The sequence below is a fragment of the Geofilum rhodophaeum genome (assembly GCF_002210225.1).
GTDB classification, from domain to species: Bacteria; Bacteroidota; Bacteroidia; order Bacteroidales; family Marinilabiliaceae; genus Geofilum; species Geofilum rhodophaeum.
In genome coordinates this window covers 26,436-40,369 of the sequence record NZ_MWUJ01000016.1, presented here as the reverse complement: position 1 = coordinate 40,369, position 13,934 = coordinate 26,436, and the positions used below count along the sequence as shown (strand labels likewise).

General features: G+C 52.6%; 11 protein-coding genes and 2 tRNA genes. 9 read left to right on the top strand and 4 right to left on the bottom strand.

The features are described 5' to 3' along the window. The first annotated feature begins 86 nt into the window (after positions 1–86). Genes B4W65_RS13285 through B4W65_RS13275 form a run of 3 tightly spaced genes read left to right on the top strand, consistent with a single transcriptional unit; the run spans position 87 to position 3,406 of the window. On the top strand, positions 87–1,379 hold the full coding sequence (locus B4W65_RS13285; protein ID WP_088655652.1) for a hypothetical protein: 1,293 nt from the start codon (positions 87–89) through the stop codon (positions 1,377–1,379). Between the two features lie 26 nt (positions 1,380–1,405). Beyond that, complete coding sequence (locus tag B4W65_RS13280) at positions 1,406–2,017, top strand: hypothetical protein (RefSeq protein WP_146697791.1); 612 nt, start codon at positions 1,406–1,408, stop codon at positions 2,015–2,017. A gap of 9 nt (positions 2,018–2,026) precedes the next feature. Further along, positions 2,027–3,406 carry a hypothetical protein gene (locus B4W65_RS13275; protein WP_088655650.1) on the top strand — a complete coding sequence of 460 codons (1,380 nt, stop codon included), beginning with the start codon at positions 2,027–2,029 and terminating at the stop codon, positions 3,404–3,406. Positions 3,407–3,463: 57 nt separating this feature from the next. Here B4W65_RS13275 and B4W65_RS13270 read toward each other — a convergent pair. The 3 genes from B4W65_RS13270 to B4W65_RS13260 form a co-directional block, all read right to left on the bottom strand. Then, a tRNA-Glu gene (locus B4W65_RS13270) sits at positions 3,464–3,535 on the bottom strand. Between the two features lie 16 nt (positions 3,536–3,551). Continuing rightward, the gene (rpsT, locus tag B4W65_RS13265) at positions 3,552–3,806 is read right to left on the bottom strand and encodes a 30S ribosomal protein S20 (protein WP_088655649.1); all 255 of its coding nucleotides are present in this window, start codon (positions 3,804–3,806) and stop codon (positions 3,552–3,554) included. A gap of 32 nt (positions 3,807–3,838) precedes the next feature. Next, positions 3,839–3,913: transfer RNA gene (locus tag B4W65_RS13260), tRNA-Glu, on the bottom strand. A gap of 187 nt (positions 3,914–4,100) precedes the next feature. Between B4W65_RS13260 and gluP the strand changes: the two genes are divergently transcribed. Together gluP and metK are read left to right on the top strand one after the other, a co-directional pair. After that, the gene (gene gluP / locus B4W65_RS13255) at positions 4,101–5,303 is read left to right on the top strand and encodes a glucose/galactose MFS transporter (protein ID WP_205741285.1); all 1,203 of its coding nucleotides are present in this window, start codon (positions 4,101–4,103) and stop codon (positions 5,301–5,303) included. A 213-nt stretch (positions 5,304–5,516) separates the two neighbouring features. Further along, entirely contained in the window at positions 5,517–6,764 is a 1,248-nt protein-coding gene (metK, locus tag B4W65_RS13250; RefSeq protein ID WP_088655695.1) for a methionine adenosyltransferase, read from the top strand. Between the two features lie 112 nt (positions 6,765–6,876). Here metK and B4W65_RS13245 read toward each other — a convergent pair whose 3' ends face one another. Then, on the bottom strand, positions 6,877–9,843 hold the full coding sequence (locus B4W65_RS13245; protein WP_088655648.1) for a T9SS type A sorting domain-containing protein: 2,967 nt from the start codon (positions 9,841–9,843) through the stop codon (positions 6,877–6,879). Positions 9,844–9,989: 146 nt separating this feature from the next. On the opposite strand from B4W65_RS13245, the gene B4W65_RS13240 reads away from it, so the two are divergent. From B4W65_RS13240 to B4W65_RS13225, 4 genes are all read left to right on the top strand, one after another. Beyond that, positions 9,990–11,054: a polysaccharide deacetylase family protein gene (locus B4W65_RS13240; RefSeq protein WP_088655647.1), complete on the top strand. Its 1,065-nt coding sequence runs from the start codon at positions 9,990–9,992 to the stop codon at positions 11,052–11,054. Positions 11,055–11,136: 82 nt separating this feature from the next. Further along, positions 11,137–12,300, top strand: a complete 1,164-nt coding sequence (locus B4W65_RS13235) for a DegT/DnrJ/EryC1/StrS family aminotransferase (protein ID WP_240509578.1) — start codon at positions 11,137–11,139, stop codon at positions 12,298–12,300. Further along, complete coding sequence (locus B4W65_RS13230) at positions 12,297–12,893, top strand: acyltransferase (protein WP_205741284.1); 597 nt, start codon at positions 12,297–12,299, stop codon at positions 12,891–12,893. The genes B4W65_RS13235 and B4W65_RS13230 overlap by 4 nt, the downstream gene beginning before the upstream one ends. Further along, the gene (locus tag B4W65_RS13225) at positions 12,880–13,920 is read left to right on the top strand and encodes a Gfo/Idh/MocA family protein (RefSeq protein WP_088655646.1); all 1,041 of its coding nucleotides are present in this window, start codon (positions 12,880–12,882) and stop codon (positions 13,918–13,920) included. Before B4W65_RS13230 ends, B4W65_RS13225 begins: the two co-directional genes overlap by 14 nt. Positions 13,921–13,934: the final 14 nt, after the last annotated feature.

Genomic DNA, 13,934 nt, shown 5'->3' with positions numbered 1-13,934 from the left:
GGATGTTTACTTCTGCGTGAAATGGCCACTAATGAGCAAAGGCCTGTGTGGCAGAACAACTATAAACCAATTTAAGTCAATTTGTTATGAAAAAGATGTTTTGGAAAGATGCATCCCTGCTTTTTTTGTTGGGATTTGGTATGCTGACTTTTACAATGAGCAGCTGCAGCGAGGACGACTGTGCCTGTGAACCCGAAGAGGAGGAGCAGGTGCTGCTGCCCCCGGTAGCCCTGGAATGTGATTATTTTACCCAGGACCGGGTGCTGGTCAACGATCCCGACCGGCCCGTCGACTACCTCATCGATTGTTACATGAAGATCAGTGGCGACGTACAGATTCAGATTGAACCCGGTGTGGTCATTGCCTTTGCGGCCGATGCCGGCATGAGTTTCAGGGATGAGGTGGGTTTTGAAGCCCTCGGAACGCCCAATGAACCCATCGTTTTTACAGGGACCAGCGCCAATAAAGGCCATTGGCGAGGCCTGATTTTTTATTCGTCCAACAGCAACACCAAACTGCAGCACACCGTGATAGAATACGCAGGTGGTAAGGCATTTACCGAAATGTCGCCCCATTACGAGGGCAGTGTAGCCGTTGCTCACGATGCCCGCGTGGCCTTTGATCATTTGACCGTACGCGATGGCGGCACACACGGACTGCAACTCAATGGCGGCAACTCCGAGGTAAGCACCAGCGCTTTGTTGGTGACCGGTAACGAAGGGGTCCCCGTGAAAATTTCGGCCTACCACACCCACATTCTCGATGCCACCTCCAGCTTCAGTGGCAATGCCAGCGATTTTATCAATGTGGTGTCGGAGTATTACGCCATAGAGCAAACGGCGCGCTGGAACAAGCTCGATGTTCCTTACCTGGTGGACGGTCGCGTACATGTTAAAAATGGCGGTCACCTCAGCATAGAAGCCGGTGTAGAGCTGCAATTCAAATCCAGCGCCTATTTGCAGGCGGGAGACATGCTCCCCTACGATTACAGCATCCGTATTGAGGGCAGCCCCAGTGCACCGGTAATCCTGACGGCCGCCAACGGGAGCAATTGGGGGGGACTGCATTTCAGCTTTACTCAGGAAGACAATTTGATCAGTAATGCGGTGATTGAGTATGCCAAGGGCGATTTTGCGGCGGCCAACAAGAGCAATTCCGGCGCCATTTATATGCATGCCGATCCTAAAATCAGCATCAGCAACACCATGTTTCAGCACCTGCCCAATTACGCCCTTTATGCCTACACCGGCGCCGGCACCAGTCGGCCCGACCTGCCCAATCTGAGTCTCGACAGCAATTCCTTTGTCAATGTAGCCAAGGGCAACGAAGCAGACAGCCACCTGGGTTGGGGTGGCGGCAGTGGTGTTTCCTATCCCTGATGCATCATTATTAAATAGACAGAATTATGAAAACATTACGATGGAGCGCATTGTGCCTCTTGTGCCTGGCGCTTGGATTTTCGTCCTGTAAAAAGGAAGAATTGGTAGAAGGTCCCCAGGGTGAACCAGGCCCTCAGGGCGAGCAGGGTTTGCCTGGTACAGCCAATGTCCTCGCCACCGAATGGTTGCAGTTGGGCGGAGGTTGGTCCAATATGTGGGGAAATCGCTCGGCAGACCTGAGTACGGCTCTTATAAAAGTGCTGACGGAAGTCACCGGGGCCACCTCGTTGTTCGATTTTGTGGAAAACAGGAACGGAACCCTGCTCGTTTTTTTTCGTGGCAGCAACACCACTTCAGCGTTAACTGCCGTGGGGTCGGTACCGGGCCGATTCATCGCTGGAATCAATCAGTACGATTTGAGGAGTTGGAATGTAAGAGATGATTTGGAAAACAGAATCAACATCTCTGTTTCACAGACTTCGGGGACCAGCGAAAGTCCCGCTATACAAATCCGTTTGGTGCTGATTCCTCCCGGAGCGACGATGGGCGCATCAGACTATTCGGTTTTAACCGAAGGGGGCGACTGGGATGGCATGAGCTATCAGGAAGTCCGCAGTGTTTTCAATATCAAAGATTAAAACAATGTTATGAAGAAAAATATCTTTTTATGGGTGGGGTTGCTGGGGTTGGCTGCTTTATTTTGGGCCTGTTCCGACGACGAGGAGCCTTTGCAGGAAGCGCCTTTGGAGGAGGAAGTCCTACAGCTGCAGTTAACAACCAACAGCACCGAAGTGGAAGTGGGGGAGCAGGTGGTTTTTGAAGTAACTGTAGGTGGACAAAGTATCAACGACGCAGAGCTGTGGGCCGACGGTCAACGGCTCGACGGCTACGCGCACATTTTTGCGCAGACCGGAACAGTTGTTGTTCATGCCCAAAAGGAAGGTTACGAAAACAGCTCATCCCTCCGTCTCACCGTTGTAGCGGCAGAAGAAGAGCCGGAACCCGATCCGGAGCCGGAGCCGGAGCCCCTGGCGGTCGATGTTTATGTGCTGGGTTACGGACAGCATCCCGCTGAAAATGGTTCCTGGCCTGTGGTATGGAAAAATGGTGAGGTGCTGCCTCTGAAAAAGGAGCAGTATGGAGCTGAGGTTTATGCTTCCGATTATCGCGGGCTTGCCGTAGCTGACGAGCAGGTCTACCTCAGCGGCAGCAGCTACCTGAGCGGCAGCAACGCCGCCGCTTTCTATTGGGCCGGGTCCGACTTCCACGCTTTGACCGGGCATGAAGGCAGCAACATCGTGGGTAATGCCGGTAACGACATTGTGGTGGATGGCGGGGACGTGTATGTGGCTGGTGTGCTGAATACCCACAGCGATGTGTACAATGCGCTGTATTGGAAAAACGGAGATCCGGTTATGCTGACCCATGAAGAGGGACCTGGCTATTTTTCAGCCCATGCCTCGGCGCTGGCGGTCCACAATGGGGCTGTGCACGTGGCGGGCGACCGCAACGGCGCTCCGGTGTGGTGGAAAGACGGTGAGGAGGTCATCCTCGATGCCTCCGGTCTGGCCAGCTCCATAGCCGTATCTGAGCAGGGGATCGTCTTTGTAGGCGGCATCGCCTTTACCGGCTCTGGGGAGCGCGCCTGTTATTGGCAGGATGGGAACAGGACCTTTTTGGGCAATGAGGAGTATAAATCCGAAGCCTTTGCCGTAGCGGTAGAGGGAGAAGATGTGTATGTCGCCGGTTACGAAGAACGTCCCCGTGCCAGTGGCAGTGGCAGAGTGCGTGTAGCCTGTTATTGGAAAAACGGAGTGACTGTTGATTTGGGTGATGGCAGCTATCCTACCCAGGCCTACGGCCTTGCTGTGGTCGAGGGACAGGTCTTTGCTGTTGGTACAGCCAGTAAGCCGGGTGAAAAGTTGTCGGTAGCACTTTGGCGCAATGGCGAGGAGTTTGCCCTAACCGATGGCAGCGAGCGGGAGGTGGCCAATGATTTGGTCGTTGTAAAACGAGGGCCCTCTTAGCTGAGATTATAAATAGCAAAATGAGGCCATCCTTAAAAGGATGTGCCTCATTTTTTGTAGTCCCTAGGGGAATCGAACCCCTGTTTCCAGGATGAAAACCTGGCGTCCTAACCACTAGACGAAGGGACCGTGAAGTCGGTGCGACTTAGGCCAGTGTGTTGATGTGCTTGGCCAGACTGGCTTTCAGGTTAGAAGCCTTATTCTTATGAATAATGTTCTTCTTAGCCAATTTGTCAATCAGGGCAACCACCTTGGGATACTGAGTGCTGGCCTCAGTCTTGTCGGTAGTCAAACGCAAAGACTTAACCGCATTACGGGCAGTTTTGGCGTAATATTTATTGTGTACCTTACGGGCCTCGGCCTGTCTGATTCTTTTCTTAGCAGATTGATGATTTGCCATCGTTGTAAAGATAAAATTCTTAAAGTTTTTACTGGTAGTCCCTAGGGGAATCGAACCCCTGTTTCCAGGATGAAAACCTGGCGTCCTAACCCCTAGACGAAGGGACCCTGATGCAAGGGAAACAGAATGTCTGTTTTCAAATGCGGATGCAAAGATAGAGCAAAAATATATTCTTCCAAATATCTGCTTCAAAAAAAATGTGAAAAATGAAGCGGAGCTCATTTTGATCCCTCGGGCGTCGACACATTTACTATATTTAAGCACCGAATCCATTATTTATTTCAGCAGTTTGCTATGTCCACCAAGGTTTCTAAGTATCTGGCCCCCTTAATGATTCTGGGCACCATGTTTTTTGCCATCGGCTTTGCCCTGGGCATCAATACCTATTTGATTCCGCTCTTGGAGCAGGCCCTTTCTCTTACTTCGGCACAGAGCTATCTGGTTTTGGCCGCCACCTTTTCGGCCTTCCTTCTGCTGGGCTATCCCGCTTCACTGGTGATTGCCCGTATCGGCTACAAAAAAACCATGGCCTTGTCCTTTCTCTTCTTTGCCCTGGGTTTTCTTTTGTTTTTGCCTTCGGCCCGCTTAGAGAGTCTCCCGCTCTTTCTGCTGGCCTCCTTCATCAGCGGTACCGGCAACACCTTTTTACAGGCCTCGGTAAATCCTTACGTCACCATTCTCGGTCCCATAGAAAGCGCCGCCCGGCGCATCAGCATCATGGGCATTGCCAATAAGCTGGCCTGGCCCGTTGCGCCACTGGTGCTCTCCCTTGTTATTGGCAAAAGTGTTGGCGATGTGGCGCTCAGCGATACCCGACTGCCCTTCATAGGCATCAGCATCCTCTTTCTTTTGCTCGGTCTGCTGGCCTTGCTGGCACCCCTCCCCGAAGTTACCGCTACCGGTGAGCGCGAAGAAGAAGCGCAGGACTGTCCCTACGCCGCAGGAAAAAGTTCCGTCTGGCAGTTCCCCCATCTCTTGCTGGGCGTACTCGCCCTCTTCTTATATGTAGGAATAGAAACCGTAGCCCTGGGTTCGCTGGTCGACTACGCCGAGAGTCTGGGTCTGGCCCATCCCGAACTTTACGCCTGGATTGCTCCCGTAGGAATGGTGATTGGTTATGTGGCCGGCATCGTGCTGATTCCCCGTTACCTGAGTCAGTCCACCGCCCTGCTCATTGTCACCCTCATTGCACTGGCCGGCTCCCTCGCTGTAGTCCTCGTCCCCCCCGCCCTGTCCATTTATTTCGTAGGGCTCATAGCCCTGGGGTGTTCGCTCATGTGGCCCGCCCTGTGGCCCCTTGCGATGACCGATCTGGGCCGTTTTACCAAGGCAGGCAGTTCCCTCATGGTTATTGCCATTGTAGGCGGGGCCCTTTTGCCGCTGCTTTATGGGGCCCTCAAAGACCGGGTTGGGGCTCAGCAGGCTTACCTGTTGGGCGTTCCGATTTTCCTATATCTCTTATACTATGCGCTCAAGGGGCATAAAATCCGGACTTAGGGAAAGTCCCCCCAATTTAGAATCGATATTCTTAATTTTTTTTCGTTACTTTGTAGCATTGAAATTCAGTGGAGGGATTTGGCAGCTTGCAACCACTCAAAAAAAATGCTAAAACGCATCTTTTGCTCGTCGTTTTCCAAATTCCCTTTTTTCGTTTAACAAGTGCTGTTGGTCCCTGAAACAGGGGCAGGCAGACTTATAATGTATGCTGTTATGGGATATTTGTTTACCTCAGAATCTGTATCGGAAGGGCATCCCGATAAGGTAGCCGATCAGATCTCTGACGCAGTTCTGGACGAACTGCTGCGGCAGGACTCCAATGCCAAGGTGGCCTGCGAAACACTGGTGACTACCGGACTGGTCGTGGTCAGCGGAGAAATTAACACCAACGGCTATGTGGCGGTACAGGAGGTGGCGCGTCGCGTCATCGAGCGCATTGGCTATACCAAGGCCGAGTACATGTTCGATGCAGGGTCCTGCGGGGTCTTAAGTGCACTGCACGAGCAAAGTGTCGACATTTACCGAGGCGTGGAGCGCGAGTCGGAAGAGACCCAGGGCGCCGGCGATCAGGGCATGATGTTCGGCTATGCCTGTCGCGATACCGAAGAATACATGCCCCTGGCCCTGCATTTGTCGCACCTCCTTTTAATGGAGCTGGCCGACATTCGTCGCGAAGGCCGTGAAATGACCTACCTGCGTCCCGATTCCAAGTCGCAGGTGACCCTCGAATACGACAACAACAACCAGCCCCTGCGGGTGCATACCATTGTGGTTTCCACCCAGCACGATCCCTTCGACGAAGAGGACGCCATGCTGGCCAAAATTAAAGAGGACGTACAAAACATCCTCATTCCACGCGTAAAGAAAAAGTTGCATACCCATGTAGCCGGCTTATTCAGCGATTACATTCTGCACGTAAACCCCACCGGCAAATTCGTTATTGGTGGTCCCCACGGCGATACCGGTCTCACCGGCCGCAAAATCATCGTGGACACCTACGGCGGCAAAGGTGCCCATGGTGGCGGTGCCTTCTCCGGGAAGGATGCCTCCAAGGTCGATCGTTCTGCAGCTTATGCTTCGCGACACATCGCCAAGAACATGGTGGCTGCCGGGGTGGCCGATGAGGTACTGGTGCAGCTGGCTTATGCCATTGGGGTGGCCGAACCTGTAGGTGTTTATGTCAATACCTACGGCAGTGCCAAGGTGGGTCTGAGCGATGGCGAAATTGCCGAAAAAATCGCCGGCATTTTTGATCTGCGTCCCGGTATGATTGTCAAGCGTCTGGGGCTCAAGAACCCGATATACGAACCCACCGCCGCCTATGGACATATGGGGCGAAAGCCCTACACCGCCAAGGTGGAGTTTGTTTCAGGTGGACAAAAAAGCGAGCGCGAGGTAGAATTCTTTACCTGGGAGAAGCTCGATTACGTGGATCAGCTTAAAAAGGCCTTTGGTCTTTAGCGGACAATAAAATAAAATCTGCAAAGGGTTGTCTTTTAGGAGGCAGCCCTTTGTTTATTTCAGGTGGAAGGGCTTTGGTCCCAGTCTTCTTTTTTATTGGAGGGCGGAGGGATTATTTTTTTAGGATTTTGGAGACGGAACGGCCTTCGAGGTCTGATGTTTGAATAAAATACAAACCATTGGGGTAGGCGCTTAGGTCAATCACCTCTGTTTGGTCGGCTGGTGTTTTTTGAATAATCAATTCCCCTTTCATGTTGTAGATTCGTATTTGCTGAATTGGTGCATCGCGAGGTTCAATGTTTATTATGCCGCTGGTGGGGTTTGGGTGCACTTTATGTTCCATATCCTTTCCCCTAGTATTGGGTATGGAGGAAGTGTTGGTTTCAACAGGTACATCTTTGAAGCGTCTTAGGGCATGTCCACCTGCTGTATAAACCCCATTTTTGGCAAAGGCCAATTGAGCCGGACTTGCCTTCCCAACTACCTTTATTTCAATATTGGTCGGGTCAATTCGTACCAAAGTGTTTCCCAGGAAGGCCCAAATGTGTCGATCCGGTCCCTGACGAAAACTGTAAGCGTGTCTGCGTACCAAAGAAATGGCTGTAACAGGATTTGCAGGAACATCTTTGGTCCAAAGCACTTTTCCGGATTTTGCTTCAAAGCCATAAAGGCGGCCAATTTCGCTGTTGTCAGTCTTTGTAAAGCCCATCATCAGGCCGGGGAAGACCTCTTCCAGAGGTCCTGGCACGAATACCCCCGGTGGTGTTATGTGGTAAGCAAAATCCTGCAGCTGTGTATCCCAACAATATATCCTTCCCTGGTCCCCCTCCAGGGTTGGTTTGGTGGAAAAAAGGATGTAACGACCATTTAGGGCGCTTGAAGTCCAAAAAACCCTGTGGTTCTCAAATTCGGGCAGATAAAATCCATCCACTTCCCCGGTAGTTGTGTCGTACCAGCCCATACCACCACCGTCGCGTGTACGACCATAAGTGGTTCCGGCATTGTAAATGCGTTGGTCTGCGCCTATTTCGGTGCCAAGCGGACAATGCGTGTTCTCCCCATCTTTGTAAACACCCAGATATCCCGCCAGTACCGGGTTGGGGGGACTCCAATGCCGATCTGGTCCGCGGCGAAGGTCGTAAATGTACATTTGGGAATTGGGATACCCCGAAATGTAAAGCTTTTGTTCGCCTTTATCAAAGGCCATGGAGTACGGACTCAGTCTTCCGTCAATACGGATCGCCGAACCATCGTACAAATTATAGAATACGGTTTGGCCGTATTCCTCGTCGGTAGCCACTAAAATACTGTCGTTTATTTCCAACACACGTCTCACCACCCCATCGTACATTTTAACCTGGTACTTGAGCGTATCGGGTTCTGTGCTTCCTTCAAATCTAAAGGGAAATTCAACCAGCCCCATAGGATTGGGTCTTCCCTTGTCGTGGACAAAAATTGGGGTTTGTCCAAGCTGCAGGTTCGGGTTTTTACTGAAGAGAATTTGGTCTATAGTCACCCCTGCATCGAAGGTCTCTATTTCGAACTTTAGGTCCGTCCCAACCTGATCCGGCTCAATGGTGTATATAAATGCCTCGCCGTATTCAGATTCCCATGCTTTTTCCCATTCGTAGGAGAGGCTGCGCACTTGATGCGCAGCTCTTTGCGTTTCGGTTGACCATGGTGTTTGTGTGTCGCCGCGACTGAAGCGCGGGGTGTCGTTGTTGCCGGTAATTCCGTTTCCGTCTGTATCCTTAGTTTTTGCACGATAGTACAAGTAGTAGGTGCCACTTTCGGTAAATGTTACATCAACAGTAGCCGTCCCATTAGCATTACTTTCTCCCACCAATGCGTCTGCCTGAATGGCAAAGCTGCCAAAAGCAGAGGGGTCTTCCAGCATTGTCCAACCAGCTTTGGCTGGATCTTTGGTGCTCAAAACAGCATCTGCCGCAGATCTTGTTACATCAGAAGTTGAAGCTGCTATCTGTTCCAGAGGCATTGCTGGTGGAACAAAATCCTCACTCCAGACTTGACCTTCTCTGGCCCACTGAAAAGGGGGGCGTGTAAGATCTTGGGCGCTCTGTCCGGTCCAGGGCGCAAGGTCGTCTGTTCTTTCGTGGATTTCTCCATCAAACAGCCAAAAGTGGTATTCGTCAAGACGGCAATCCCCAATTGTTTGGATCCAGGTCGCATTACGTATGCTTCCTTTGATGCCTCGTTGGTCGCCCGATTGGACTTTGTGCAGTTCAATGGTTTTGTAATCTCCGGTAATGTCTGCTTCCGCCAGGATCTTACCTTCTCCGGTCTCAAAATTGAAAGCAATCAGTCGCCATGGGTTATTTCCTATGGCCGCATATGCCCAATTTCCAACCGCTTTACACTGGCGGTAATTTACCGTAAAGGGGCCTGGATAAGTGGCTATTTTATTGTAGGTTCTTACTATCGTGTTTTCCACATCGAATGAAAGGGGGACGTATCCATCATTCATTTTGTCCCATCCGATGCCGTAGATCAGGCCATTTTCATTCATGTCAAAGGCCCCTCCTTCAACGTTCGTCGCCGGACCCGGCGGGTCGGGAATGTTTACATAGGTGATTCTGTTTACGGCAGGATCATAAACCAGCAGCATTATGGCCTGGCCATTTAGATCCTTTCCTTCAGCCCAAACATAGAAAGCCAGTTTTTGATTGGTATAATAGGCAGGTTGCATGTGGAAGTCGGTATAAAGGTCAGTGAAACTATCGCCTTCATTCTCCCCCCATACTTGACGTGTGGTTTCGTTTTTTTCAAAATCGTGTATGATTATTTCGCCACTTCCTCCATACGAGCTGTAGTAAGGCATGAGTGCATCCCAACCGTTCCCGTCGGGATTGGGAACCAAATAAGGAGAATGGCCGAGCCAGCAGCGTTGAGGCGGTGGAGCCACCTCGATGAATTCCAGGTTAGGGGCCTCAGCAATAGTCTGGTCCAGGTCGGGTTGGTCAATGGGGGTCCAGTTTTGTGGATCAACACTGTTTTGCGCCCATAGGATTGGCGCCCAGACCAACAGTAGAAATACGGTTTTTAAGCGGGGAGCTTTCATAGGGTTTTTGTTTTATAGGGTTGGTTAGCTGTACCCCAAAGTTAAATAAAAAATTAAAAAGCAGTCTGTTGTGAGTGGCGGGAGGTGTTGGCTAGTCTGGTATTTTTATTATAAATTGCCGACTTAAACAGCAAAGTATCCTTGAAATGAAGCCCCTCTTGTTGTCGGTCGATTACGAATTGTTTTTTGGCGAGGATTCGGGAACCGTGGAGAATTGTATGATTCGCCCCCTTAAGCACCTGATGGAAGTGCTCGATGCCTTTGAGGGCAAAATGACGGTGTTTTGGGACATCCTTCACTATTACCGCCTGCGCCAACTTGCGGCCGAAGTGGAAGACTTGCGCTTCGATATGGAGCTGATCGAGAAACAAATACACACCCTGCTTAAAAAGGGGCACGATGTGCAGATGCACGTGCATCCGCACTGGCTGGATGCCCGTTGGGAAAAGCAGAAATGGCGCTTCTCTTACAACCGCTTTTCGCTGCATCGCTTGTGGGACGATGCCGACCCCGAAAATATGGACAGCATTATGGGCGTTGTCAGCCAGGCCCGCCTGCTTATGGAGGAAGTCTGCCGCAAAGTGGACCCCGCCTACCGGGTGCGGGTTTTTCGCGCCGGAGGGTATCGGGTAGAGCCCTTTGAGCGACTGGCGGCCGTCTTTCAGGCCAACGGTCTTCGGGTCGACTCCTCAGCCGGAAAGGGTATGCGCAGCTTCAGCGCTGATTATCCCTTCGATTTTACACGTCTGCCCGATTTTACCCACTATCGCTTTGACGATACGGTAATGCTGCACCACAGCGAGGGCCTGTTTTGGGAGTTTCCTAAAGGCATGGTAAAAGTGCCGCCTCTGCGCCGTATACAGTTTTATTTTTTGCAGAATTTTGTCTATCCCTGGAGGGGTACCTATGGCGACGGCAAGCGCTTGGCTTTTACCCGCAAAGAACAGTCGGGCCACTGGTGGAACCTGCCCGGAAGCCGCTATTATCGACTCACAGCCGAAGGCATGGACCCTGTTCGCTGGCGCTATTTGTGGCAGCAGACGCCCCCCTGGTCGCAGGTCGTTCTCCACTCCAAAAGCATGAGTCCCCGCACCGTAGAGCTGCTCAGGCAGAATCTGCGTCGGCGGCAACTGACTTTTCATTCCCTGCGTCAGCGTTTGGACGATCTGAATGTCTACCCCGGGGAGGACGGTCCCATAGAAGTAGAATAGCCTCGGAGTGAGGCAGGTATTTTGCCCTTAATTTTGTACCTTTCGCCTTCGAAAGCGGCAGTTTATGCAAGTACAGCGCACAATGGAAGCAGCACAACACGAATTTCGACTCCGCATGGTCGACCTGGAGCAGCAGTACCTGCGCTTAAAAAGCGACATTGATGCCGCTTTGGCTGCTGCCGTTGCCGACAGTCGCTACATCAACGGACCCGAAGTCGGCCTTTTTGCACAGGAGTTGGGCGTAGCCCTGGGGGGTATACAAGTCTTGCCCTGCGGCAACGGCACCGACGCCTTACAACTGGCTCTTATGGCGCTGGAGCTGCAGCCGGGTGATGAGGTTATCACCACGGCTTTTTCTTTTGCGGCAACAGCCGAAGTCATCGCTCTGCTGGGATTAAAGCCGGTGTTTGCCGACATCGATGCGCAGACCTTCAACATCGATCCCGCTTCCGTGGCCGCACTGATTGGTCCACGTACCCGCGTTTTACTGCCCGTGCATCTCTTCGGTCAGGCTGCCGATATGGAGGCCTTAATGGCGTTGGCAGCAGCGCACAAGCTGTGGGTAGTGGAAGATGTGGCCCAGGCTTTGGGCGCAACTTGTCGTTTTAATGGCAGGGACCAGGCTTTGGGAACGATCGGTCACATAGGCTGCACCTCGTTTTTCCCTTCCAAAAATCTCGGTGGCTTTGGCGACGGCGGAGCCTGCTTTACCCGCCAGGCCCACCTGGCGCAGCGTATTCGCAGTCTGGCCACCCACGGCTCCGAACAACAGTACCTGCATACCCGCATCGGCATTAACTCCCGACTCGATACCCTGCAAGCCGCCATATTAAGGGCTAAATTGCCCCACTTGAATGATTTTATTGCACGGCGACGGGCGGTTGCCGCGGTTTATCAGCAGGAGTTGGGCCATTGCCCGCTTCTGACCCTGCCCTTTGAGCAGTCCGGCGCCTTGCACACTTACAACCAATACACCCTTCGGGTAGCAAAGGGACAAAGGGCGGCACTGCAGGAGCGCCTGCAGGCAGCGGGCGTGCCCTCCCGCATTTACTATCCCCTGGCTCTGCACCAGCAGCCGGCCTTCGCCGCGCTGGCGGGACCGGTGGCCCTTCCGGAGGCCGAAGCGGCCAGCCGGGAAGTGCTGTCCCTGCCCATGCACACCGAAATGCTTTCGGGCGAAGCCGCCTACATTGCTCGTAACGTGCGCCGTTGTGCCGAAGAATGTGCCTTAAATCCAAGCTTATGATACACAAAAAAGCACTCATCCACGAGTCGGCCATAGTCGATGAAGATTGTGAAATTGGCGCTGGTTCGCGCATCTGGCACTTTTGCCATCTGATATCCGGCTGTCGCATCGGACGCGATTGCAGTCTCGGTCAGAACGTTATGGTAGCCTCCGGCGTGGTGCTGGGCAATAACGTAAAAGTGCAGAACAACGTTTCGCTCTACGAGGGCGTCGTTTGTGAGGACGATGTTTTTGTGGGGCCCTCGGCGGTTTTCACCAATGTTTTTAATCCCCGCAGCGCCGTTCCCCGTAAGCATGAGTACCGGCAGACCAAGGTCTGCCGTGGAGCCACCATCGGCGCCAACGCCACCATTATTTGTGGTATTGAAATTGGCCACCACGCCTTTATAGGAGCAGGGGCTGTCGTCACCCGTAATGTGGCCCCTTATTCGCTGGTGGTGGGCAATCCCGCACGCCATGCCGGCTGGATGAGCGAATGTGGGCATCATTTGCGTTTTCAGCCCGACGGCACCGCCCGCTGCCCCGAATCGGGCAGTCTCTACCGCTACGATAAGGGGAAAGTCCTAAAACTGAATGAGGATGGGTGCAGGTAAGGTAAAATTTGCGGTGGTGGGACTGGGCCACATCGGTAAGCGGCATGCCTCCATGATTCAGGAACGCAGCGACGCCGAACTGGTGGCTGTCTGCGATGTTCGCTCCCCTGAAGCCTGTGGCTGGACGCAGAATGAGCAGCCCTGGTTTTCGTCCCTCACGGCCCTCCTGGCTTCCAATGTAGAGGCCGAAGTCATCAACATTTGCACCCCCAACGGACTGCATGCTGCCCAAACCCTGGAGGCTTTGGAGGCCCGACGCCACGTGGTGGTAGAAAAACCCATGGCGTTGCGCAAACAGGATGCCGAGGCCGTTATATTCAAGGCCCTGCAGGTATCCCGCCAGGTGTTTGCCGTGATGCAAAACCGTTATTCGCCTACGGTAAAATGGCTGCGGCAAGTGCTGCAGGAACAGCGTTTGGGCCGGGTTTATCTGGTGCAAATGAATTGTTTCTGGAACCGCGACGACCGTTATTATCGGCCGGGTGGTTGGCACGGGACTGCCGATTTGGATGGGGGCGTACTTTTTACGCAGTTTTCGCATTTCATGGACATCATGTACTGGCTCTTTGGCGACATTTGCAACATACGGGGAAATTTCGGAAATTTCGCCCACCAACATTCCACCGTTTTTGAGGATGCCGGCAGCATCAGTTTCGACTTTGTAAATGGCGGCATGGGCACGATGACCTACAGTACGGCGGTGTGGGACCGCAATCTGGAAAGCAGCATCACCATTCTGGGCGAAAAGGGGACCATAAAAATAGCCGGTCAGTACATGGATGAGGTCAGTGTTTGTCACATTAAAGACTATGCGATGCCCGAACTCGAGGCCGCCAATCCGCCCAACGATTATGGGGCCTACAAAGGTTCGGCCTCCAACCACGGCGCCGTTATTCAAAATGTCGTAGATACGCTTCGTGGAGCCACTGAGGTCGCCACCAATGCCCTTGAGGGCATGAAAGTGGTCGATATTATTGAACGCATATACGCCGTTCGCGGTACCGGTACCGCCACGGCACGCGATTGAAATACATAAGGATT